Below are 21,809 nucleotides of genomic sequence, written 5' to 3'. Positions count from 1 at the left end.
TTGACACTCTAACGGTGTTAGAGGACGCTGCGGGAGTGGCTCTAACAGCGTTAGGGATCCCGTCGGGGGAGGCCGTCGTGGACCGGCCGCCGGCCGTGGAGGCGAGCGGCCTGGTCAAGACCTACGACGAGGTGGAGGCGGTCCGCGGCATCGACCTGGCCGTCCGCGCCGGCGAGGTGTTCGGCTTCCTCGGCCCGAACGGCGCCGGCAAGTCCACCACCATCAAGATCCTCTGCACCCTGCTGCGGCCCACCGCCGGCAGCGCCCGGGTGGCGGGCTTCGACGTCGTCCGGGAGCGCGACGACGTGCGCCGGCACATCGGCCTGGTCTTCCAGGAGACGACGCTGGACGACCACCTCACCGCCGAGCAGAACCTCCGCTTCCACGCCGACATCTACGGGATGCCCAAGGCCGCGGTCGGGCCGCGGATCGACACGGTGCTCGAGATGGTCGGCCTGAGCGACCGGCGCGGCTCGAAGGTGCGCACCTTCTCCGGCGGCATGAAGCGCCGGCTGGAGATCGCCCGCGGGCTGCTGCACTCGCCGCGCGTGCTCTTCCTCGACGAGCCGACGATCGGCCTGGACCCCGAGTCGCGCGCGACGCTGTGGCGCTACGTCGACCAGCTGCGGGCGGAGGAGGACATCACCGTCTTCCTCACCACGCACTACATGGACGAGGCCGAGCGCTGCGACCGCATCGCCATCGTCGACGCCGGGAAGATCGGCGCGCTGGACACCCCGTCGGCGCTCAAGGCCAGCGTCGGCCACGACCGGGTGCGCCTGACCACCACCGACGACGACGCCGCCGAGGCGCTGGTCCGGGAGCGGCTCGGCGTCGAGACCGCGCGGGAGGGCGGCGCGCTCGTCGTCCTCACCCCCGACGGCGAGGAGTTCGTGCCTCGGCTGTTCGAGCTCGGCCTGACCGTGCGGTCGGTGAGCGTCTCGCGGCCCACGCTCGACGACGTGTTCCTCGCCTACACCGGCGCGCGGATGGCCGACCGCCAGGCCGCCGCCGGCCCGCACTGGATGGCCCGCGCCATGGGAGGACGGCGATGACGACGACGATCGCACCGGTCCGGGTCGCCGCCCGCGGGCTGCGGCACGAGCTGCGCGCGGTGAAGGTGGTCTGGTACCGCGACCTGCTGCGCTTCCGCACCGACCGCGGGCGCATCCTCTCCTCCTTCGCCCAGCCGCTGCTGTTCCTGTTCGTGCTCGGCCAGGGGCTGGGCGCCTCGCTCGGCGCCCGCGGGTTCGGCGGCGCCGACTACTCGACGTTCCTCTTCCCGGGAGTGCTGGCCACCTCGGTGATGTTCACGGCCGTGTTCTCGGCGATCTCCATCGTCTGGGACCGCGAGCTGGGCTTCCTCCGCGAGATGCTGGTGGCGCCGGTGAGCCGCACCAGCATCGTGCTGGGCAAGGCGCTCGGCGGCGCCACCGTGGCCACGCTGCAGGCGCTCGTGCTGCTCGCGCTGGCCCCACTCGTGGGCGTCCCGTACGCGCCGCTGATGATGGTGGCCACGGTGCTGCTGCTGTTCGTCGTGGCGTTCACCATCACGTCGCTGGGGCTGGTGCTCGCCGTCCGGGTCGACCAGATCCAGACGATCATGCCGCGGGTGCAGCTGCTGCTCGCGCCGCTGATGTTCCTGTCGGGGGCGTTCTTCCCGGTCAGCGGCGCGCTGCCGGCCTGGCTGCACGTGCTCGCGCTGGTCAACCCGGTCACCTACGGCGTGGACGCGGTGCGCCGCGTGGTGCTGGGCGCCGTCGACGGCGCCGAGGACGCCGCGGTCGCGCTGCACTGGGGGTCGTGGACGGTCCCGGTCTGGCTCGACGTCGTGATCGTGGCCGGCACCGGCGGGCTGCTGCTGGCGGTGGCCGCCTGGCTCTTCAGCCGCCCGGAGTGAGTGGAGTGCCACGGCGCGGAAGGTGCGCCCGTGGCACTCCGGTCACTCGGTGGCGAGGCGGGCGCCGAAGCCGAGCAGGGCGACGCCGGTCGCGGCGTCCAGCGACCGGCGCACCCGCCGACGGGCCAGCCAGCGCCGGGCCCGCGCGATGCCGGCCACGAGCACGACCAGCCAGGCCAGGCTGAGCGCGGCGTGCGTGACCGCGTAGAGCAGCAGCGTCCACACCGGGGCGTCGGGCCCGAGGAACTGGGGCAGCACCGCCAGGTAGAAGACCAGCACCTTCGGGTTGGTGATGTTGGAGAGGAACCCCTGCCGCCAGCCGGCCAGCGCGACGCCCGACGCGGGTCGCTCGTCGGGGGAGTCGGGGTACTCACCACGCACCGCCGAGCGCAGCGCCTGGACGGCGAGCCAGAGCAGGTAGGCGATGCCCGCCCAGCGGATCGCCTGGAACAGCGGCTCGACCGCCACGATCAGCGCCGCCAGCCCGGCCGCCGCGGCCGCGCCCTGGACGACGTTCGAGCCGGCCACGCCCGCCGCGCACCACCACCCCCGCCACCGGCCGCCGACCAGCGCGTTGCGGACGACGACGGTGAAGTCGGCGCCGGGCACCAGCACCAGCACCGTGGCCAGGACGACGAAGGAGGCGTACGCGGACCAGTCCACGTCGGTCCAGCCTACGGGCGGGCGCGCGACCCCACGAACGCCAGCGCCTCCTCCGCCAGGGCCAGGTCGGACTCCGGCGTCCCGTGGTCGAGGGCCACCCACTCGCGCATCGGGGTGCCGTTGGCCGCGGCGAAGGGCAGCCCGGTGCCGGCGGCGACCAGGCCCTCCACGCGGTGCCGCGGCAGCTTCAGCACCACCGCGCCGCCCACCACCATCGCGAAGATCGAGCCGTGCACGGTGAGCGCGGCCGAGCCGAACCCCCGCCGCGCGCTCGAGCCCGGCGGCCCGACGCCCGGCCGGGTGGCCAGGGCCTCCACGAGGGCGGCGAAGCGCTGCGCGGCGTCCACGGCACGATCCCAGCGGTTTCCGGCAGGGGAGCGCAACGTGGACCCGCGCCCCCGGCTGGGAGGATCGCCCGGTGAGTCGCCGTGGCTGGGTCCTGTTCGTCGCGATGTCGCTCGTCTGGGGCGTGCCGTACCTGCTGATCAAGGTGGCCGTGGAGGACCTCTCGCCGGTGATGGTGGTGTTCGGCCGGTGCGTCGTCGGCGCCGCCCTCCTGCTGCCCTGGGCGCTGGCGAAGGGCTGGGTGCGGCCGGCGCTGCGGCACTGGCGGCCGCTGCTGGCCTTCACCGCGCTGGAGATGACCGCGCCGTGGCTGCTGCTGTCCTACGCCGAGCAGACGCTGACCAGCTCGCTCACCGGGCTGCTGATCGCCACCGTCCCCTTCGTCGCCGCGGTCGCCGCCCGGGTCGCCGGTGACGAGGACCGGCTGACCCCGGTCCGCCTGCTCGGCATGGGCATCGGCGTGGTCGGCATCGTCGCGCTGCTCGGCCTGGACGTCGCCGGCGCGCACCTCCTGCCGATCGTCGCCGTCGCCTTCGTCGTCGTCTTCTACGCGGTCGCGCCGATGATCGTCAGCCGCAAGCTGCCCGAGGTGCCCGGCGTCGCGGCCAGCGCGATCGCGCTCACCGTCACGGCGGCGGTCTACGCGCCGTTCGCCGTGCCGCAGCTGGACGACGCCGTCGCCGCCCCGCCCGCCGCCCTGCTGTCGGTGGTGGCGCTGGGCGTCGTCTGCACGGCGCTGGCGCTGGCCGTGTTCTTCGCCCTCATCCGCGAGGTCGGCCCGCAGCGCGCGCTGGTCATCACGTTCGTCAACCCGGCGGTGGCGGTCGTGCTCGGCGTGCTGCTGCTCGGCGAGCCGTTCACCCTCGGCATCGCCCTCGGCCTGCCGCTGGTGCTCGTCGGCTGCGTGCTGGCCACCCGCCGCAACGCGCCGCAGCCGGCCGAGGAGCCGGTGGAGGCGGCGGTGCGCTGAGCCCGTCGGACCCCCTGGCTAGCGTGCCCGCCGTGGACGACGGACGAGCCCGCTGCGCCTGGGCGACCAGCACCCCCGACTACGTGGCCTACCACGACGAGGAGTGGGGGACGCCGCTGCACGGCGACGACGCCCTGTTCGAGCGGCTGTGCCTGGAGGCGTTCCAGTCGGGCCTGTCGTGGATCACGATCCTGCGCAAGCGCCCGGCGTTCCGCGCCGCCTTCGCCGGCTTCTCGATCGAGGCGGTGGCGGGGTTCACCGAGGAGGACGAGGCCCGGCTGATGGCCGACGCCGGCATCGTCCGCAACCGCGCCAAGATCACCGCCGCCGTGCGCAACGCCCGCGCCGCCCGGGACCTGCCGGAGGGGCTCGACGCGCTGCTGTGGTCCTTCGCCCCGGACCGTTCCCGCCCGCGCCCGGCCACCCTGGCCGACGTCCCGGCCACCAGCCCCGAGTCGACGGCGATGGCCAAGGAGCTCAAGCGGCGGGGCTTCGTCTTCGTCGGGCCGACGACCGCCTACGCGCTCATGCAGGCCACCGGCATGGTCGACGACCACGTGGCCTCCTGCTTCCGGGCGACGCCGTGAGGGGGCTCGTGTTGGACGGAAGCGCCCGATACGGGATCATTGACCCGGAGCACTGCAGCGACGGACGCCGCCCGCGCACCCAGGACGGGACGCGGACGGCCGGCGAAGGAGGCACGCATGGCGGCCATGAAGCCGCGCACGGGTGAGGGTCCCCTCGAGGTCACCAAGGAGGGCCGTGGGCTGGTCATGCGCGTACCGCTCGAAGGCGGCGGTCGCCTGGTCGTCGAGCTGTCGCCGGACGAGGCGCAGGCGCTGTCCGAGGCCCTGAAGGGCGCGACCAGCTGACCGCCTCCGCGAGCCTGCCCCCGGGCAGCCCCGCGCAGGACGACACGGCCCCGGCCACCGGCAGCACGCCGGCGACCGGGGCCGCGCCGTTGCCGCGGGTCGAGGTCCTGACCACCCTGCCCGCCCTCGACGAGGACGACGTGCTCGCCGTGCCGGTCGGGGCGCGCGGCGCGCTGCCGGCCTGGCTGCCCGCCGAGGTCGACCGCGGTCTCCTGGCCGGCGCCCTGGGCGACACCGGCAACGGCGGCAAGCCCGGCGGCGTCACCGACCTGCCGGTCCCCGGCCGGCGTCCGCGCACCGTGGTCGCGGTCGGCGTCGGCGACGCCACGCTGCCCGACGTGCGCGGCTACGCCGCCGCCGCGGTCCGCCGCGCGCAGACCCTCGCCGAGCACGGCGCCCGCCGGTTGGTGCTGCCGCTCGACACGACCGTCGCGCCGGCCGGCGCCGACGAGGTGCGCGCCGCCGTCGAGGCGGTGCTGCTGGCGAGCTACCGCTTCCGCGAGACGTCGAAGCCGCACCCGCGGCGGCTGCCGGAGGTGGTCCTGGTGGCCACCGACGCCGACGACCCCGCCGTCGTCACCGCCGCCCGCGCCGGGCAGGTGGGCGCCGAGGCCGTCGCCTGGGCGCGCGACCTGGTGAACACCCCGAGCAACACGAAGAACCCGGCCTGGCTCGCCGCCGAGGCGGGGGAGCGGCTCGCCGGCTTGGACGACGTCACCGTGCACGTGCTCGGTGCCGACGACCTGCGCGCCGGCGGCTTCGGCGGGGTGCTCGCGGTCGGCGGCGGCTCGGCCACGCCGCCCTGCGTCGTCGTCGCGTCCTACCGCCCGCAGGGGGCACCGCCGGCGCACCCGGTGCTGGTGGGCAAGGGCATCACCTTCGACACCGGCGGCCTGTCGATCAAGCCCAACGCCGGCATGCGGGAGATGAAGACCGACATGGCCGGCGGTGCGGCGGTGCTCGCCGCCGTCGACGCCGCCGCCCGGCTGCGGCTGCCGGTGGCGGTGACCGCCGTCGTCCCGGCGGCCGAGAACGCGGTCTCCGGGTCCTCCTACCGGCCGGCCGACGTGGTCCGGCACGTCGGCGGGCGCACGACGGAGGTGCTCAACACCGACGCCGAGGGGCGCATGGTGCTCGCCGACGGGCTGGCCTACGCCCGCCTCGAGCTCGGCGCCACGGCCCTGGTCGACGTCGCGACCCTCACCGGCGCCATCCGGATCGCGCTCGGCGCGCGGACGGCCGGGCTGTTCGCCACCTCCGACGCCCTGGCCGGGGCGCTGACCACCGCCGGCGCCCACGCCGGCGAGGCGATGTGGCGCATGCCGCTGCCGGAGGAGCACGTCGACCTGCTGGAGAGCGCGGTCGCCGACGCCAACAACGCGCCCGGCAACCCCGGCAGCAGCACGGCGGCGCTGTTCCTGCGGCCGTTCGCCGGCGACCTGCCGTGGGCGCACCTGGACGTGGCCGGCGCCGCGCGGTCCGGCTCCGACGACGGCGAGATCGTCAAGGGCGGCACCGGGTACGGGGTGCGCACCCTGCTGCGCTGGCTCGAGGCCGGGGCGCCGGCCGGATGACCGGCGCGGTCCGCGTCGATCGCGCCGGTCCGGTCACCACCGTGCGGCTGTCGCGGCCCCACGCCCGCAACGCCGTCGACGGACCCACGGCCACCGCCCTGGCCGAGGCGTTCCGCGCGTTCGACGCCGATGACGAGGCCGCGGTCGCGGTCCTGCACGGCGAGGGCGGCACGTTCTGCGCCGGCGCCGACCTGCGCGCGCTCGGCACGCCCACCGGCAACCGCGCCGAGCCCGACGGCGACGGGCCGATGGGCCCCACCCGGCTGCGGCTGTCGAAGCCGGTGATCGCGGCGATCGCCGGGCACGCCGTCGCCGGCGGGCTGGAGCTCGCGCTGTGGTGCGACCTGCGGGTCGCCGACGAGACGGCGGTCTTCGGGGTCTACTGCCGGCGGTGGGGCGTGCCGCTGGTCGACGGCGGCACCGTGCGCCTGCCCCGGCTGATCGGCGCGAGCCGGGCGATGGACCTGGTGCTCACCGGCCGCCCGGTCGACGCGGCGGAGGCGCTGGCGATCGGGCTGGCCCACCGCGTCGTCCCGGCGGGGGAGGCGCTGACCGCCGCTCAGGGGCTGGCCCGGCAGCTCGCCGCGTTCCCGCAGACCTGCCTGCGCGGGGACCGCGCCTCGCTGCTCGAGCAGGAGGGCCTCGACGAGGCAGCGGCGCTGGCCAACGAGTTCCGCCACGGGCTGGTCTCCCTCGCCGTGGACGCGCTGCCGGGTGCGGCCCGGTTCGCCGCGGGTGAGGGACGCCACGGAGAGGGAGTGCGGTGAGCGAGGAGACCGGGGTCGTCTTCCCGGCCGGGCCGGACGGACGGCGGAGCACGGCGGCGCTGGGGCGGGCGGTGGTCGCCGACGCGCTGCGGCCGGTCGACCCGGCCGGTGCCCTGGCCGCGGAGCAGGAGACCAACTGGCGGACCGGCTACCTGGTGCACTTCCGCCGGCTGGTCGAGGCGGGGCTGGCCTCCGGCGACGCGGCGCGGTCGATCGCCGCGGCCGGCCTCTCCTCGCTGCACGAGCGCATGCGCGTCGTGCTCCCCGACGGCGAGGAGACCGGCCTGGACCGCTGGGCGGCCGCGCCCTCCCCGCGGTCGCTCGACACCGTGGAGGTGCACGGCACCGGGGCCCGCGAGGAGGAGTTCTCGCTGCCCTACGCCGGCACCCGGCTGCGCGGGGACGACCTGCGTCGCCGGCTCGACACCTGGACCGCCTGCGGGGTGCTGGAGCCGTCGGCGGCCGACGCCGTGCACACGGTGCTGGCGAACCCGGAGTGGCTCCGGCTGCCCGACCACACCGTGGTCGTGCTGGGCGCGGGGGCGGAGATGGGCCCCCTGCCGTCGCTGCTGCGGTGGGGCGCGCGGGTGGCCGGCGTCGACCTGCCGCGGCCGGCGCTGTGGCAGCGGGTGGTCGAGACCGCGCGCCGCAACGCCGGCACGCTGCTGCTGCCGGTCACCTCCGGCGGCGACCCCGACGACCGCCAGGTGGCCGGGCACGCCGGCGCCGACCTCGTCACCGAGGTGCCGGCGGTGGGCGACTGGCTGGCCGGCCTGCCGGGCACGCCGGTGCTGGGCAACTACGTCTACGCCGACGGCGCGGCCAACGTGCGGGTGTCGGTGGCGGTGGACGCGCTGACCCTGCGCCTGCAGGAGGCCCGCCCGACGACCGCGCTGGCCTTCCTCGCGACGCCCACCGACGTGTTCGCCGTCCCCGGGGAGGCGGTGGCGCACTCGGTGCGCGCCTACGACGGCCGCTCGGCCCGGGCGAAGCTGGTGTCCCGGCCGCTGCGCACGCTGTCGGCGGGCCGGTTGCTGCGCCGGGCGTACGTGCCGGGCGCCGACCCGGGGATCAGCGACGTGCTGGTGGCGCAGCAGGGGCCGAACTACGCGCTGGCCAAGCGGCTGCAGCGGTGGCGGGCCACGACCGCGCGGGCGGCCGGCGCGACGGTGTCGGTGAACGTCGCGCCCCCCACCCGGACGCGCTCGGTGGTGAAGAACCGCGCCCTCGCGGCGGCCTACGCCGGGGCGCACCGGTTCGGGGTCGAGGTCTTCGAGCCGGCGACGTCCAACGTGCTCATGGCCGCGCTGCTGGTGCACGACCTGCACACGGGGGGCGGCCCGGCGCACGAGCACCCCTGGCAGGACGAGGCGCACGACGCGGTGCACGGAGGGCTGTGGCGGATGCCGTACGCGGCTCGCAGCGCGCTCGGCCTCGCGGCGCTGCTGGGCTACGGCGCGGCCCGCGGCTGACCGTCAGCAGCGCTCGTCGGCCAGCGGGCCCGGCGACGGCCAGACCCGCCCCTGCACCAGGCCCTCCACGTCGGCCTCGGGGACCGGGCCGAAGTGCCGGGAGTCGACCGAGGCGTCGCGGTTGTCGCCGAGCAGGAACAGCTGCCCTTCCGGCACCTCCACGGGCCCGAAGAACACGCCGTCCATCAGCGCGGGGTCGATCGCGGCCTCGCAGACCGGGGTCCCGTCGACGACCAGCACGCCGTCCTCGATGCCGACCGTGTCGCCCCCGACGGCGACCACCCGCTTCACCAGCGTCTCCCCGGAGGTGGGGTCGGGCACGACGACGACGTCCCGGCGGCCGGGGGAGCCGCCCCAGTGCTGCACCAGCAGCAGGTCGCCCGGGCCGATCGTCGGCGTCATGCTGTCGGAGGCCACCCTCTCGACCTGGAAGGGCAGGACGCCGGTGACCGAGCCGACGACCGCCAGCAGCAGGACGACCAGCAGGGCGTCGACCGCCCGGCGCCGGGCCCGACGCCGGACCGGACCCGGCGGCCGCACGGGGGGGACGGCCGCCGGGCCCGGGGCTCCGGCAGGAGCGCCCGACCGGGCACGGCGGCGGGCACCTGCCGTGTCCATCAGGACTCCTCGCTCGCGACGTCTGGTGGGGTGCACCCACTGTGCCGCGGCGCCGGCGCCGTTCCCAGCCGCTTCCTGGGGTGCGGGGGGCTCCCGCATCCTGGGGGGACGCCGCCCGCGCGCGGGGGCGTCGTCACGGTGCGTCCTCGACGGGCACCGTCACGCACACCACGGCCCCGCCGTCGGGGAGGTTGGCCAGCTCCACCTCGCCGCCCACGCCGGCGACCCGGTCGCGCAGGAGGCGCAGGCCGAGGTGGCCCTCGGGGGTGACGTCGGGGCCGAGGCTCGGGAAGCCGGCGCCGTCGTCGGAGACCTCGAGCCGCACCCGGCCGTCGCCGAGCTGCAGCAGCGCGACGTGGACCCGCCCGGCACCGGAGTGGTGGGCCACGTTCGACAGGGCCTCGCGGGCCGAGCGGTAGAGGACCGCCACCACCGCCGGCGGCATGTCCGGCAGCGGCCCGGCCGTCACGTCGACGGTCACGCCGCGGTCGCGGAGCGGCTCGGCCAGGTCCTCCACGGCGACGGGCAGGCCCGGCCCGCTCAGGTCGGGCGGGTAGATCTCGATCATCAGCCGCCGCAGCGACGCCACGGCGTTGCGCACGGCGCCGATCACCCGGTCGACCGCCGGGAGCCGGTCCGGCGGCAGCGAGTCGCGCAGCGCGGTCAGCGCGTAGCCCACGCCGGCGAGGTCCTGGACGGGCCCGTCGTGGACGTCGGCCGCGATGTCCCGGCGCTCCCGCTCGGAGGCGGTGAGGCTGCGCTGCATGAGCCCGGCCCGCTCCGCCTCCTCCCGGCGCAGCCGGCGGGCCCAGGACAGGGCGATCGGCAGCTGCACCAGCTGCAGGACGACGAGCGCGCCGACGGCCAGCGGGATGATCCCGCCGCGGAGCAACCGGGCCTGGCGCTCGACGCCGAGGAAGTCGTAGTAGACCTCGACCGCCACGGGGTCCCCCCGGACGGTGATCGGGACGTAGACCTCGAGCTTCGGCCCGGCGCCCTCGTCGCCGTAGCCGGACTCGGGGTGCTCGTCGACGTCGGAGACCGTCGTGCCCTCGGCGAGGGCCTCGGCCAGCTCGGCGTTGCCGTCGGCGATCCGGCCGACCCGCTGCGCGTCGTCGGCCCAGAGCACCTCGCCGTCGCCGCTCCAGACGACCACCGCCGACAGCGAGCCGTCCTGCAGCCGGTCGGTCACGACGCGCTCCAGCTCGGCCCACCGCGGCGGGGTGGCGGCCAGCGCGTCCTCGAGCAGCGGGCGGACGACGGAGCGGGCCAGCCGCTCGGCGGCCCGCTCCACCTCCGCCAGCGCGTCGGCGCGGGCCACGCGCTCGCTGACCAGCACGGTCCCCACCGAGATCGCGGCGAGGACGACGAGCGGGATGGCGAGGAACGCCAGGAGCTCCCGGCGGGTGCCGGCCCGGCGTGGGCGGGGACCCTGCCCGGCGGGCAGCGCTCGTGCGGCCGGCGCCGGGCGCTTCCTCGGTGGCGCGGTGGTCAGCCGGCGTCCCGGGAGTCCAGCAGACCGAGGCGCTGGGCCTTGACCACCGCCTCCAGCTGGGACCGCGCGTCGAGCTTGGCGTGCAGCGACTTCACGTAGCCGCGGCAGGTCTCCAGCGTGATGCCGAGGACGCGGGCGATGCCCTTGACCTGCATCCCCTGGCCCAGGTACTGCAGCACCTCCTGCTCCCGGCGGGTCAGCTGCGGCACCTGCCGGCTCTGCGAGGACGGCGGGGAGGACTGCCGGCCGGTGCCGAACGCCGACGGCGCGACGATCATCTGACCGGACTGGACGTTGCGCAGCACGTCGAGCATCTCCGTCAGCGACCCGTCCTTGGGGACGAACGCCGAGGCGCCGGCCTGCGCCGCCCGCATGACCCACTCGGGGTCGCGGTGCGCGGTGACCACGGCGACGACCGCGTCGGGGCACACGTCGCGGATCCGCCGGGTGGCGGCCAGCCCGTCCTGGTGCGGCATCTCGATGTCCATGACGATCACGTCGGGGCGCAGCTGCTCGGCCATCGCCACCGCCTGCGCGGCGGAGTGGGCCGTGCCCACCGGCTGCATGCCGGCCGACTCGAGCGCACCGATGAGCAGTTCGGCGAAGGTCCGGTGGTCGTCCACCACCAGGACCCGCGCCCCCTCCAGGGTCCGGTCGTTGGTGATCAGGCCCGGCGGCATGGCGTCTCCCCGTGGTCGTGCTCGTGACATGGCGTCGTGACGTAGCGCGAGAATCGAGCCAATAGCACATGTGGTTGTGCTGTGCGACCAGGGACCTTCGGCCAGGATCTCCCGCAGGCGGGTGACCGTCCCGTGGCGTCGCCACGCCTCGTGCTCGCGTCGATGGCATTGCGTGACGGCCGTCCCACTCTCGCGGGTGACGAGCCCCGTCGGCTCGGGGCCGGACCGGGTGCTTCCGCGCCGGCCGGCGCGGGGGGACGCTGCCGTCGTGGAGACCCTCGACCTGGTCGGCGCGGTGGTCCTCGGCCTGCTCCTGCTGGCGGGCACCCTGGGGGGCCTCGTCTGGCTCGACCGCGGACCGGTCGGCCGGCACGGGCGGGAGCTGCGCGAGTCGCGGCCGCCGGTGGAGGACGACGACGGGTCCTCCGGGCCGGGGAGCCCCGCCGAGCCGCGCTGAGCGGCCGGCCGCCGTCAGGCGGGGCCCACCAGCCCCGCCACGATCTCGGCCGAGAGCGCCACCAGCGGCAGCCCACCGCCGGGGTGCGCCGACCCGCCCACGAGGAACAGCCCCGGCACGGGGGAGGCGTTGGCCGGGCGCAGGAAGGCCGCCCGCGCACCGTTGCTCGACGTCCCGTAGATCGAGCCGCCGACGCTGCCGGTGTCGCGCTCCAGGTCGGCCGGCGTGCGCACGACGCACCACTGCAGCCGGTCCCGCACGTCCAGCCCGCGGCGGGCCATCACCTCCAGCACCCGCGCCGCGTAGGCGTCGGCGAGGCCGGGCGCGGTCCAGTCCACGCCGGCCGCCGGGTCGTGGCGGGCAGCGTTGACCAGCACGAACCACGACTCGGCGGCGTCGTGCGGCCGGGTGGCCGGGTCGTCGGGCGCGCTGACGTACACCGTCGGGTCGGGCACCGGCCGGGGACCGCCGCCCACCCCGAAGACGGCGTCGAACTCGGCGTCGTAGTCCTCGGGGAAGAGCACGGTGTGGTGCGCCAGGCCGGGCGTGCGCCCGCGCAGCGCCAGCAGCAGCACGAACCCCGACAGCGACGGCGTGGCCCGGGCCAGCCCCGCGCGCACGGGCCGCGTCCGCCGGTCGGCGGGCAGCAGGTCGCGGTAGAGCGCGGTCGCGTCACCGGCCGAGACGACGACGTCGGCGGCGACCACCTCGCCGTCGGCCAGCCGCACCCCGCGCGCCCGGCCGCCCTCGACCACCACCGACGCCACCGGCGACGACGTCCGCACGACCGCCCCCCGCTCGACCGCCCGCTCGGCGACGGCCAGCCCGAGCCGCCGCAGCCCCCCGCGCACGTACCAGGACCCGAACCGCTGCTCCGCGTAGGCGACGGTGGCCAGCACCGCCGGCGCCCGCCGCGGGTCGGAGCCCGAGTAGGTGGCGTAGCGGTCGAGCACCGTGCGCAGGTGGGGGTGCCGCAGGTAGCGCGCCCCGAGCCCGCGCAGCGTCTCCCACGGCGCCACGGTGGCGACGTCGGCCGGCCGGCGGGCCAGCCGGGCCAGCGTCGCCGCGCCGGCCAGCGGGGAGCGCAGGAACGGCTGCTCCGACACCCGCCACATCGCCTCGGCCCGCCGCATCAGCGCCGTCCACTGGACGCCGGCGCCGTCGCCCAGCGCGGCGTCCAGCGCGCCCGGCACCGCGGCCGCGCGGCCGGGCACGGTCAGCCGCGTGCCGTCGGCGAAGCGGAGCTCCGCCGACGGGTCCAGCGGCACCAGGTCGAGGACGTCGTCCAGCGGCGCGCCGGTCGCGGCGAACAGGTCGCGGTAGAGGTGCGGCAGCGTCACCAGGCTGGGGCCGGTGTCGAAGCCGTGGCCGTCGCGGGCGTACCAGCCGAGCTTGCCGCCCACCTCCGCCGCCTGCTCCAGCACGGTCACCGCGTGGCCGAGCGCGGCCAGCCGGGCGGCGGCGGCGAGCCCACCGAGCCCGGCGCCGACGACCGCCACCCGCGCCACGGCGACCACGGTAGCCGGGGCCCGTCGCCCGGCCGGGTGATGATCGTTTGGCCGCCGAGCAACCCCGGGTAGCGGACGCGCGTACCGGTCGAGGCGACGGCCGGGCCGACTGCTGCTGGAGGAGGAGTGGTGCACCGGAGTTCCGCTCTTCTCGCCGGGGCGGGTGCCCTGGCCCTGCTGGCCGGCTGCTCGAGCGCGGCCGAGCCCGACGTGCGCGCGGTGGCGACCGCGTTCGAGGACCCGGCCGGCGATCCGCAGGCCCGCTGCGACCTGCTGGCCCCGGCGACGCTGGCGACGTTCGAGTCGGCGGAGTCGGCGCCCTGCGCCGAGGCGATCAGCGACGTGCCGCTGCCCGGCGGGACGGTGACCGCCGTCGAGGTCTGGGGCGGCGACGCGCAGGTCCGGCTCGGCGACGAGACGGTCTTCCTGACCGAGACCGACGAGGGGTGGCGGGTCACCGCGGCCGGCTGCGAGCCGCGCGGCGAGGCCCCCTACGACTGCGAGGTGGAGGGACCGTGAACGGTGTGCGGGGGGTCTTCGTGGCCTACCTGGTCGTCATCGTGCTGGGCATCGCCTACGCCTTCGTGCTGGGGGCGACCGGGCGATGACGGTCAGGGAGCCCAGCTACGGATTCCTGCGCAACAACGCGCTCAGCCTCGCCTTCGGCGGGCTGTTCCTCGTCACCCTGGTGGGGCAGGCGGTCTCCGGGACGGCGGACTTCAACGCCCAGCAGGTCGCGAACGGCCGGGAGCCGGTCGGCCTCCTCGACTACGTGACGTCGTCGTCGTTCATGGTCGACGTGATGGAGAACTGGCAGTCGGAGTACCTGCAGTTCTTCCTCTTCATCTTCGCGACCGTCTGGCTCGTGCAGAAGGGCTCGACCGAGTCCAAGGAGCCCGGGCAGGAGGGCACCGAGTCCGACGAGGAGCAGCGGGTCGGCCGGCACGCCGACGAGGACTCCCCGGCCTGGGCGCGGGTCGGCGGCTGGCGGACGGCGGTGTTCTCCCGCTCGCTGGGCCTGCTCATGGGCGGCCTGTTCCTGCTCACCTGGGCGGCCTCGGCGGTGACCGGCTGGGCGGCGTTCAACAGCGAGCAGCTCGGCCAGCGGCAGGACCCGGTCAGCTTCGCCGGCTACCTCGGCGAGGCCGACTTCTGGAACCGGTCCTTCCAGAACTGGCAGTCGGAGATGCTCGCCGTCGGCTCGATGGCGATCTTCGCCGTCTACCTGCGCCAGCGCGGCTCACCGGAGTCCAAGCCGGTCGGCGTCGCGCACGCCGACACCGGGCAGAGCGGCTGATCAGAAGGCGTAGCGGATGGTCAGCCAGGGGGCGTGCGCGGCGACGAGGTCACCCATCCGCTGCACCCCGGCGCGCTTGACGTCGTTGCGGTAGCGGACGTTCCACTGCCCGTTCTGGCTGCGCTTGGGCTGCTGCAGGTCGGGCCGCCAGAGCAGCTCCTCCGCCCTGGGGTGCCAGCCGAGGTTGACCTGGTGCAGGTCGCGGTTGTGGGTCAGCAGGATCACCTCGGCCGCGGCCTGCGCCTTGGCCCGCGGTGAGAGCTCGTCGTCCAGCCGGTCGAGCAGCGCGGCCCAGTCGGCCTCCCAGCCCTCGCGCAGGATCACCGGCGACAGGTTGAGGTGCACCTCGTACCCGGCCTCGACGAAGTCGTCGACCGCGGCGATCCGCTCGGCGACCCGGCTGGTGCGGACGTCGACCACCTTCGCGTCGGCCTCGGGCATGAGGGAGAACCGGACGCGGGTGCGCCCGCGCGGGTCGAGGTCGAGCAGCTGCCGGTTGACGTACTTGGTCGCGAACGAGGCCTTGGCCGCCGGCAGGTCGCGGAACGTGGCCACCAGGTCGGCGACGTTGTCGCTGACCAGCGCGTCGACCGAGCAGTCGCTGTTCTCGCCGATGTCGTAGACCCAGCTGTCGGGGTCGCACTGGTCGGGCTCGGTCTTCGGCCTCTGGCGGGCGACGTGCCGGCGCAGGTAGCCGGTGATCTGGTCGATGTTGGTGAACACGGTGATCGGGTTGGCGTAGCCCTTCTGCCGCGGCACGTAGCAGTAGGCGCAGGCCATCGCGCAGCCGTTGGCCGTGGAGGGCGCGATCCAGTTGGCCGATCGGCCGTTGGGGCGGGCGGTCAGCGACTTCTTGACGCCCAGGACCAGGGTCTCGGTCTTGACCCGCACCCAGCGCTCGACGTTGCCGGCGTTGCCGTGCAGCTCGGGGATCTTCCAGTGGGAGTCGACCTCGACCACCTCCGCGCTCGGGAAGCGGTCGAGGACGTCGCGGCCGCGCGGCGAGCCGAGCGCGGCGGGTTCGGCGTAGATCGTGCGGACCTGGAGCAGGGCGGGGGGCACGTGGGGTTCAGCGCCGCCCGCCGACCAGGGATTTCCCGCTCGCGGGTGGCGGTCGACACCCCTCCGCGCACCGCCCCGCGTGCGGTAGGAACGACGGGTGGCACGCATCAACGACGTCGGCGGGATGGCCGGGTTCGCCGCCATCGTGGAGGAGCCAGACGAGCCCCCGTTCCACAGCGACTGGGAGGCGCACGTCTTCGCGCTCAACGGCGCGCTGATCAGGCGCGGCGTGTACAACCTCGACGAGTTCCGCGACGCGATCGAGCGCATGCCGCCGGCCGAGTACCTGGCCGCGTCGTACTACGAGCGGTGGTTCGCCGCGATCCGCACCCTGCTGGTCGAGAAGGGCGTGGCGACGGCGGACGAGCTGGAGCTCCCCGGTGGCTGACCGGTTCGCCCCCGGCGACCGGGTGCGCACCCGTTCCGTCGACCCGGCCGGCCACACGCGGCTGCCCCGCTACGCCCGGGGCGCGGTCGGGGTGGTCGTGGAGCCGGCGGGGCGCCACCCGCTGGCCGACGACCGGGCGCGCGGGCTCCGGTCGGAGCCGCAGGCGGTCTACCACGTGCGCTTCGCCGCGGCGGACCTGTTCGGCGACGGCGACCACTCGGTGACCGTCGAGCTGTGGGAGCAGTACCTGGAACCGGTGGAGGGGCGATGAGCGGCGTCCACGCGAGCGCGGCGATCTCGGCGGAGGTGCGGCACGTCGAGGCGCTGCTGGAGGGCCGCGGCCTGCTCGCCCCCGGCGAGATCGACACCCGCATCGACGAGTTCCTGGCCGGCGGCTCGCCGGCCAACGGCGCGCGGATCGTCGCCCGGGCGTGGGTGGACGCCGACTTCGCCGAGCGGCTGCTCGCCGACGCCAACACCGCCATCCGCGAGGTGGGTCTGTCGATGTCCGGCGGGCTGCAGGAGCAGCGGCTCAAGGTGGTCGCCAACACCGCCGAGGAGCACAACGTCGTCGTCTGCACGCTGTGCTCCTGCTACCCGATCGCGCTGCTCGGGCCGTCGCCGAGCTGGTACAAGAGCGAGGCCTACCGCTCCCGGGTGGTCCGCGACCCGCGCGGCGTCCTGCGCGAGTTCGGCCTCGAGCTGCCCGCCGCCACGTCGATCGCGGTCTGGGACGCCAGCGCCGAGTCGCGGTACATGGTGCTGCCGCGCCGCCCGGAGGGCACCGACGGGCTCACCGAGGAGCGGCTGGCCGGGCTGGTCACCCGCAAGGGCCTCATCGGCACGGCCGCGGTGTGAGCGTCGACCTCAACGCCGACCTCGGCGAGGGCTTCGGCGTCTGGCGGCTCGGCGACGACGACGCGCTGCTCGGCGTGGTCAGCAGCGCGAACGTCGCCTGCGGCTTCCACGCCGGCGACCCCTCGACGATGCGCCGGGTGTGCGCGGGCGCGGTGGCCGGCGGCGTGGCGATCGGCGCGCAGGTCTCCTACCGCGACCTCGCCGGCTTCGGCCGCCGCTTCGTCGACGTGGCGCCCGCCGAGCTCACCGACGACGTCCTCTACCAGCTGGCCGCGCTCGACGGCATCGCCCGGGCCGGCGGCGGTCGGGTGGCCTACCTGAAACCGCACGGCGCGCTGTACAACGCCGTCGTCACCCACGAGCCGCAGGCGCGCGCGGTGGTGGAGGCGGTCACCGCGTACGACCCGTCGCTGCCGGTGCTCGGGCTGCCCGGCTCGGTGCTGCTGCGCACCGCGCAGGCCGCCGGGCTGCGCACCGTCGCCGAGGGCTTCGCCGACCGCGGCTACACGCCGGAGGGCACGCTGGTGCCGCGGCGCTCGCCCGGCGCGCTGGTCGAGGACGCGCGTGCGGTCGCCGAGCGCGCGGTGCGCATGGCTGCCGAGGGCGTGGTGGTCGCCGTCGACGGGACGCCGGTGCAGGTCGCGGTCGACTCCGTCTGCGTGCACGGGGACACCCCCGGCGCGGTCGAGCTGGCCCGCCGGGTGCGTGCCGCGCTCGAGGCGGCCGGCCTGCGGATCGCGCCGTTCGCCGGCTGAGTCAGCCGTCCGCGCGGCGCAGGTCGCCGGGCTCCAGGCACCCGGCCACGACGTCGGCGGCGACGTCGTCCACGGTGCGCCCGGAGCCGTAGGCCGTGCCGCGCAGCAGGTCGAGCGCGACCTCCTGGGGGACGCTGACGGCCAGCGCGACGCTGCCCATCGCCTCCCAGACCAGCGAGCGGCGTTCGGCCGACGGCCCGTGCAGCCAGTCGGGGCCGCGGGCCGGCTCCCAGGTGGACCAGACCGCGGTCTCCGACAGCGCCGAGGTGACGAGGTCGCCGACGGCCATGGCCTCGAACACGTCGACCTCGGCGACGCCGTCGTCGCGGACCAGGTACAGGTCGATCGCGCCGAGCCCGGCGATCGCCTCGCGCAGGGGCAGCGCGATCACCGCGCAGTAGGGGGTGCGCTCGGCGAGCAGGTCGGTGAAGGCCGGCCACCGGCGGCGCAGGTCCTGGTGCAGCGCGAACACCGGCTGGCGCGACTCCTGCGCGCTCATGCAGGGGCCGGCGCCGACGGTGAACTGCAGCCGCTCGGCGAGCGCGGCGTGCTCGGAGCTGGCGCCGAGCGGGATCCGCTGCCCGCCCGGGCCTGACAGGCTGATGCCCGCGCCGTCGACCGGGAGCATCCGGGCGCACGCGCGGGCGAGCCGGACCGGCAGGAGCTCGGGCCCCTCGAAGCCCGGCTCGGTGACCGAGTCCAGCGCCTCCTCGAACCGACCGGCGATGGTCATCCCCCTTCGGTGCCCCGGGCGGTGGCGCCTCACGCCTGCCCGGGGCGGTAGGTGTAGGCCGCCTCGCGGACGGCCTCGTCGCTCTCCAGCCCCGCGCCGAGCGCGCCGCCGACCGTGGCCAGCGAGCTGGTCAGCCAGGCCAGCTCCAGGTAGTCGGAGAGGCGGGCCGGGTGCCCCAGACCCTCGGCGAACAGCGGCGGCACCACCAGCAGCAGGGCGCCGGCCAGCGCCAGCGCGAACAGCGCGAGGTACAGCGACAGGACGCCGATCGCGACGGTGGCCGAGGTGGCGAGGTTGAACAGCGCCACCTGCTTGCGCGCGCCCCGGACCGGCGCCCGCTCCCACAGCCGCGCGCCGACGACCAGGGTGACCGAGATGGCCACCACGGACCCGACGGCCACCGCGGTCAGCCGCACCGCGCCGAACCGGTCGGCCAGGCGCCAGATGTCCGAGGTGACCAGCGCGAACACCCCCGCCGCGATCGCCGCCGTCAGGGCGCGGGTCAGCCCGGCCGCCGGCCGCCAGGGGCGGTTGGCGCGCACCATGCCCAGCAGCAGGCGCAGGTTGCCGGTGAGCACCCGGGTGGTGAAGCGCACGCCCTCGGCCTGGTCGGTGGCCAGCTCCCGCAGCCGGCGGCCCATCCCGCCGGCGCCGTCCTCGTCGTCGTCGCCGAGCAGGGCCCGGACCAGGCCGCCCGCGGTCGACAGCGCGCGCTTGTGCAGCCCGACGGGCCCCAGCGCGGGCAGCGAGAGCACGCCCACCCCGTGCACCGGGCTGGCGTGCGCGACCACCGGCCGGCCGGCCACCCCGATGGGCAGGTCGGTCAGGCACAGGACGAGGTCCCAGTCCTCGGCGAGCAGCCGGTCGCGGGCCGCCGCGACGATCTCGGCGTCGTCGGCCGGCGGCCGCACCAGCCCGTCCTCGACGACCGGCACCCGCCACCGGACCTCCGGGTGGCGCGCCGACAGCTCCGCGGCGAGGTCGCCGGCCAGCCGCGTGGCCAGGTCGGCCGGTGAGCCGGGCGCCGCCACCAGGCCGACCACCAGTTCGGGCGCGGCCGCCTCCGCCACCGTGCGACCTCCCGTGCTCCCGGTCCGGCCGGACTGCCGCGGCCCCGGAGCATTCTGCGCGGCGGGCGGGTCACAGCTTCAGCCGGTCCTCCCGCCCGCTGCGCCACTCGGCCAGCACGATCGTGGCGTCGTCCTGCAGGCGCCCGGCCTGGTGCTCCATCACGCTGGCCATCAGCCGCCGCAGCGTCTCCGGCGGCGGGTCCCCGGCGGACTCGGCCCGGACGACGAAGTCGGCGAGCCGCTCCTCGCCGAAGAACTCGCCCGTGGGCGAGCGGGCCTCGACGATGCCGTCGGTGTAGAGCAGCACCCGGTCACCGGGCTGCAGGTGGGTCGTGGACTCGTCGGGCGGGCGGTGCTGCAGACCCAGCGGACGGGAGGGGCGTCCCGCGGGCCGCAGCAGGTGGCCGTCGCGCACGACCAGGGGCGGGGGGTGCCCGGCGTTGACCCAGCGCAGGTGCCCCGTGCCCAGGTCGAGCCGCGCCAGCACCGCGGTCGCGAACTGGCTGCCGGGGAACTGCGCGGCGATCACCCGGTCCATCAGCGCCGCCACCTCCGGCAGCGGCAGCTCGCGCCGCCGCCCGGCGCGGTAGGCGCCGACCGCCGCGGTGGCCAGCAGCGCCGCCGGCATCCCGTGGCCCACCGCGTCGAGCACCATGAGCTCGGCCACCGGCCCGTTGACGGCGTAGTCGAAGGTGTCGCCGCCGATCTCGTACGAGGGCTCCAGGGCGCCGGAGATCACCACGGAGCGCGTGCCGTAGGTCAGCGGCGGCAGCAGCTCCCACTGCAGCTCCGCGGCCACCTCCATCGTGCGGTTGCGCCGCAGCCGGGCGAACACGTCGCTGTACGCGTCCCGGGTGACGGTGAGCTCGGCGACCAGCGACCCGTAGGTGCGGCAGTCGTCCTCCAGGTCGGGGCCCACCTCCCCGTCGAAGACCAGCTCCAGGACGCCGAGGCGTTCCGCCCCGTCCAGCAGCGGCACCCACAGCGTCGTCCCGCCGGAGCGGACCACCTCCACCCGCCGGAAGGCGCGCCCGCCGACCGAGCGCTCCACGCCGAGCGGCGCCCGCTCGGGGGTGCCCGCACCCTGCACCGGGACCAGCGAGTGCTGCTCGTAGTCGGCGAGGTAGACGACCGCCTCCCGGGCCCCGAGCAGGTCCGCCCGGTCGGTCACGACCGCGCCGAGCCGGTCGGCGGGCAGGTGGTGGGACGCGCGCAGCAGGGAACGGACGGCGTCCCGGTCCCTGGGCGGCGTCCCGGCGGTCATGGTCGGCCAGGATCGCACCGGAGCGCCGGCCTGGCGACGCCTGCGCGATCATCGTGGCCGTGGCGGCAGGGGACGACGGCATCACCGTGCTGCCGTGCGGCGACCGGGCGCTGCTGGTCGAGGTCGCCGACCTGGCGGCCGTCGCCGCCGTCCGGGCGGCGCTGGAGGCCGAGCCGCTGCCCGGCCAGGTCGACCTGGTGCCCGCCGCCCGCACCGTGCTGGTGCTGCTCGACCGCATCCCGTCCGACGCCGACGCGGCCCGCCTGCGCCGGCTGCCGCTGACCGGGTCGGCCGGCGCCGCCGCCCGGCGGGAGGTCGAGCTGCCGGTGGTCTTCGACGGCCCCGACCTCGACGACGTCGCGCGGCTGACCGGCCGGCCCGCGCGGCAGCTGGTCCAGGAGCTGGCGGCCGCCGAGCTGACCGTCGCCTTCGGCGGCTTCGCGCCCGGCTTCAGCTACCTCACCGGCCTGCCCGAGCACCTGCACGTGCCCCGCCGGGGCACGCCGCGCACCCGGGTGCCGGCGGGCTCGGTGGGGCTCGCCGGCCCGTTCGCCGGCGCCTACCCGCGCGCCTCGCCCGGCGGCTGGCAGCTGGTCGGCCGCACCGACGCCGTCCTCTTCGACGTCGACCGCGACCCGCCGGCGCTGCTCACGCCCGGCACCCGGGTGCGGCTGGTGGAGGTGGGCTGACGTGCTGCGCGTCCTCGCCCCCGGCCCGCTGGCCACCGTGCAGGACACCGGGCGCGCGGGCTGGGCCGCCATCGGCGTGCCGCGCTCCGGCGCCGCCGACCGGGCCGCCCACGACCTGGCCAACCGGCTGGTCGGCAACCGGCCGGGCGCGGCCACCGTCGAGGCGACCGCCGGTGGCCTGCGGGTCCGCGCCGAGCGGGCGCTGCTGGTGGCAGTGACCGGCGCGCCGACGCCCCTGACCGTCGCCGGCCGCCCGGCCGGGCTCAACGCGCCGCTGACCCTGCCGGCCGGGGGGGGGGGGGGGGGGGGGGGGGCGCCCCCCGGCCCGGGGGGGGGTCATCGCGGCAGGTGGGGGGGGGGCGGAGCGGTCGC

At 76.4% G+C, this 21,809-nt stretch carries 26 protein-coding genes and 1 pseudogene; 17 read left to right on the top strand and 10 right to left on the bottom strand.

The window, feature by feature from the left end:
• Positions 1 to 77: 77 nt before the first annotated feature.
• Positions 78 to 1,055 carry an ATP-binding cassette domain-containing protein gene (locus tag ACI78S_RS22130; protein WP_456977131.1) on the top strand — a complete coding sequence of 326 codons (978 nt, stop codon included), beginning with the start codon at positions 78 to 80 and terminating at the stop codon, positions 1,053 to 1,055.
• The gene (locus ACI78S_RS22125; RefSeq protein ID WP_456977130.1) at positions 1,052 to 1,900 is read left to right on the top strand and encodes an ABC transporter permease; all 849 of its coding nucleotides are present in this window, start codon (positions 1,052 to 1,054) and stop codon (positions 1,898 to 1,900) included. The genes ACI78S_RS22130 and ACI78S_RS22125 overlap by 4 nt, the downstream gene beginning before the upstream one ends.
• Positions 1,901 to 1,942: 42 nt before the next feature.
• Here the strand turns inward: ACI78S_RS22125 and ACI78S_RS22120 are convergent, their stop codons facing one another.
• Both ACI78S_RS22120 and ACI78S_RS22115 read right to left on the bottom strand, forming a co-directional pair.
• A complete protein-coding gene (locus ACI78S_RS22120; RefSeq protein WP_456977129.1) occupies positions 1,943 to 2,563 on the bottom strand; it encodes a LysE family translocator in 621 nt (206 codons plus the stop codon).
• Between the two features lie 11 nt (positions 2,564 to 2,574).
• Complete coding sequence (locus tag ACI78S_RS22115) at positions 2,575 to 2,910, bottom strand: hypothetical protein (RefSeq protein ID WP_456977128.1); 336 nt, start codon at positions 2,908 to 2,910, stop codon at positions 2,575 to 2,577.
• Between the two features lie 71 nt (positions 2,911 to 2,981).
• Between ACI78S_RS22115 and ACI78S_RS22110 the strand changes: the two genes are divergently transcribed.
• From ACI78S_RS22110 to ACI78S_RS22085, 6 genes are all read left to right on the top strand, one after another.
• Positions 2,982 to 3,878: a DMT family transporter gene (locus ACI78S_RS22110; RefSeq protein WP_456977127.1), complete on the top strand. Its 897-nt coding sequence runs from the start codon at positions 2,982 to 2,984 to the stop codon at positions 3,876 to 3,878.
• A gap of 32 nt (positions 3,879 to 3,910) precedes the next feature.
• Positions 3,911 to 4,465: a DNA-3-methyladenine glycosylase I gene (locus tag ACI78S_RS22105; RefSeq protein WP_456977126.1), complete on the top strand. Its 555-nt coding sequence runs from the start codon at positions 3,911 to 3,913 to the stop codon at positions 4,463 to 4,465.
• A 117-nt stretch (positions 4,466 to 4,582) separates the two neighbouring features.
• Positions 4,583 to 4,750 carry a DUF3117 domain-containing protein gene (locus tag ACI78S_RS22100; protein WP_091115270.1) on the top strand — a complete coding sequence of 56 codons (168 nt, stop codon included), beginning with the start codon at positions 4,583 to 4,585 and terminating at the stop codon, positions 4,748 to 4,750.
• Positions 4,751 to 4,839: 89 nt separating this feature from the next.
• Positions 4,840 to 6,324: a leucyl aminopeptidase family protein gene (locus ACI78S_RS22095; RefSeq protein ID WP_456977125.1), complete on the top strand. Its 1,485-nt coding sequence runs from the start codon at positions 4,840 to 4,842 to the stop codon at positions 6,322 to 6,324.
• A complete protein-coding gene (locus ACI78S_RS22090; RefSeq protein WP_456977124.1) occupies positions 6,321 to 7,091 on the top strand; it encodes a crotonase/enoyl-CoA hydratase family protein in 771 nt (256 codons plus the stop codon). Before ACI78S_RS22095 ends, ACI78S_RS22090 begins: the two co-directional genes overlap by 4 nt.
• Entirely contained in the window at positions 7,088 to 8,563 is a 1,476-nt protein-coding gene (locus ACI78S_RS22085; RefSeq protein WP_456977123.1) for a hypothetical protein, read from the top strand. Before ACI78S_RS22090 ends, ACI78S_RS22085 begins: the two co-directional genes overlap by 4 nt.
• Before the next feature lie 3 nt (positions 8,564 to 8,566).
• On the opposite strand, the gene lepB is transcribed toward ACI78S_RS22085, so the two are convergent.
• The 3 genes from lepB to ACI78S_RS22070 form a co-directional block, all read right to left on the bottom strand.
• Positions 8,567 to 9,103, bottom strand: a complete 537-nt coding sequence (gene lepB / locus ACI78S_RS22080) for a signal peptidase I (protein WP_456977122.1) — start codon at positions 9,101 to 9,103, stop codon at positions 8,567 to 8,569.
• Positions 9,104 to 9,314: 211 nt separating this feature from the next.
• Positions 9,315 to 10,520: a sensor histidine kinase gene (locus ACI78S_RS22075; protein WP_456977121.1), complete on the bottom strand. Its 1,206-nt coding sequence runs from the start codon at positions 10,518 to 10,520 to the stop codon at positions 9,315 to 9,317.
• Positions 10,521 to 10,672: 152 nt separating this feature from the next.
• On the bottom strand, positions 10,673 to 11,356 hold the full coding sequence (locus ACI78S_RS22070; protein WP_456977120.1) for a response regulator: 684 nt from the start codon (positions 11,354 to 11,356) through the stop codon (positions 10,673 to 10,675).
• 268 nt (positions 11,357 to 11,624) lie between these two features.
• Between ACI78S_RS22070 and ACI78S_RS22065 the strand changes: the two genes are divergently transcribed.
• Positions 11,625 to 11,813, top strand: coding sequence for a hypothetical protein (locus ACI78S_RS22065; RefSeq protein ID WP_456977119.1), 189 nt, complete (start codon positions 11,625 to 11,627; stop codon positions 11,811 to 11,813).
• A 14-nt stretch (positions 11,814 to 11,827) separates the two neighbouring features.
• On the opposite strand, the gene ACI78S_RS22060 is transcribed toward ACI78S_RS22065, so the two are convergent.
• Positions 11,828 to 13,321 carry a phytoene desaturase family protein gene (locus ACI78S_RS22060; protein WP_456977118.1) on the bottom strand — a complete coding sequence of 498 codons (1,494 nt, stop codon included), beginning with the start codon at positions 13,319 to 13,321 and terminating at the stop codon, positions 11,828 to 11,830.
• A 129-nt stretch (positions 13,322 to 13,450) separates the two neighbouring features.
• Here ACI78S_RS22060 and ACI78S_RS22055 point away from each other — a divergent pair, with 129 nt between their 5' ends.
• Together ACI78S_RS22055 and ACI78S_RS22050 are read left to right on the top strand one after the other, a co-directional pair.
• Positions 13,451 to 13,840 carry a hypothetical protein gene (locus ACI78S_RS22055; protein ID WP_456977117.1) on the top strand — a complete coding sequence of 130 codons (390 nt, stop codon included), beginning with the start codon at positions 13,451 to 13,453 and terminating at the stop codon, positions 13,838 to 13,840.
• Positions 13,841 to 13,925: 85 nt separating this feature from the next.
• A complete protein-coding gene (locus ACI78S_RS22050) occupies positions 13,926 to 14,618 on the top strand; it encodes a DUF6766 family protein (protein ID WP_456977116.1) in 693 nt (230 codons plus the stop codon).
• On the opposite strand, the gene ACI78S_RS22045 is transcribed toward ACI78S_RS22050, so the two are convergent.
• Positions 14,619 to 15,680 carry a spore photoproduct lyase family protein gene (locus tag ACI78S_RS22045; protein WP_456977115.1) on the bottom strand — a complete coding sequence of 354 codons (1,062 nt, stop codon included), beginning with the start codon at positions 15,678 to 15,680 and terminating at the stop codon, positions 14,619 to 14,621.
• Between the two features lie 97 nt (positions 15,681 to 15,777).
• On the opposite strand from ACI78S_RS22045, the gene ACI78S_RS22040 reads away from it, so the two are divergent.
• The 4 genes from ACI78S_RS22040 to ACI78S_RS22025 are packed head-to-tail and all read left to right on the top strand — an operon-like array spanning position 15,778 to position 17,681.
• Positions 15,778 to 16,068 (top strand): hypothetical protein, encoded by a 291-nt coding sequence (locus ACI78S_RS22040; protein ID WP_456977114.1) that lies wholly within the window; start codon positions 15,778 to 15,780, stop codon positions 16,066 to 16,068.
• Complete coding sequence (locus tag ACI78S_RS22035; protein ID WP_456977113.1) at positions 16,061 to 16,339, top strand: SH3-like domain-containing protein; 279 nt, start codon at positions 16,061 to 16,063, stop codon at positions 16,337 to 16,339. Before ACI78S_RS22040 ends, ACI78S_RS22035 begins: the two co-directional genes overlap by 8 nt.
• Entirely contained in the window at positions 16,336 to 16,926 is a 591-nt protein-coding gene (locus tag ACI78S_RS22030) for a nitrile hydratase subunit alpha (RefSeq protein ID WP_456977112.1), read from the top strand. The genes ACI78S_RS22035 and ACI78S_RS22030 overlap by 4 nt, the downstream gene beginning before the upstream one ends.
• Positions 16,923 to 17,681: a LamB/YcsF family protein gene (locus ACI78S_RS22025; protein WP_456977111.1), complete on the top strand. Its 759-nt coding sequence runs from the start codon at positions 16,923 to 16,925 to the stop codon at positions 17,679 to 17,681. The genes ACI78S_RS22030 and ACI78S_RS22025 overlap by 4 nt, the downstream gene beginning before the upstream one ends.
• A gap of 1 nt (position 17,682) precedes the next feature.
• Here the strand turns inward: ACI78S_RS22025 and ACI78S_RS22020 are convergent, their stop codons facing one another.
• From ACI78S_RS22020 to ACI78S_RS22010, 3 genes are all read right to left on the bottom strand, one after another.
• Positions 17,683 to 18,414, bottom strand: a complete 732-nt coding sequence (locus tag ACI78S_RS22020; RefSeq protein WP_456977110.1) for a GAF domain-containing protein — start codon at positions 18,412 to 18,414, stop codon at positions 17,683 to 17,685.
• A 29-nt stretch (positions 18,415 to 18,443) separates the two neighbouring features.
• Positions 18,444 to 19,484: a hypothetical protein gene (locus tag ACI78S_RS22015; RefSeq protein WP_456977109.1), complete on the bottom strand. Its 1,041-nt coding sequence runs from the start codon at positions 19,482 to 19,484 to the stop codon at positions 18,444 to 18,446.
• Between the two features lie 70 nt (positions 19,485 to 19,554).
• Entirely contained in the window at positions 19,555 to 20,748 is a 1,194-nt protein-coding gene (locus ACI78S_RS22010; RefSeq protein WP_456977108.1) for a PP2C family protein-serine/threonine phosphatase, read from the bottom strand.
• Between the two features lie 59 nt (positions 20,749 to 20,807).
• Here ACI78S_RS22010 and pxpB point away from each other — a divergent pair, with 59 nt between their 5' ends.
• Both pxpB and ACI78S_RS22000 read left to right on the top strand, forming a co-directional pair.
• A complete protein-coding gene (pxpB, locus tag ACI78S_RS22005) occupies positions 20,808 to 21,437 on the top strand; it encodes a 5-oxoprolinase subunit PxpB (RefSeq protein ID WP_456977107.1) in 630 nt (209 codons plus the stop codon).
• Position 21,438: 1 nt separating this feature from the next.
• A pseudogene (locus tag ACI78S_RS22000) lies at positions 21,439 to 21,809 on the top strand (hypothetical protein); the annotation flags it as partial.

The organism is Geodermatophilus sp. SYSU D00815, assembly GCF_054050035.1.
This window is presented reverse-complemented; position numbering and strand designations above follow the sequence as displayed.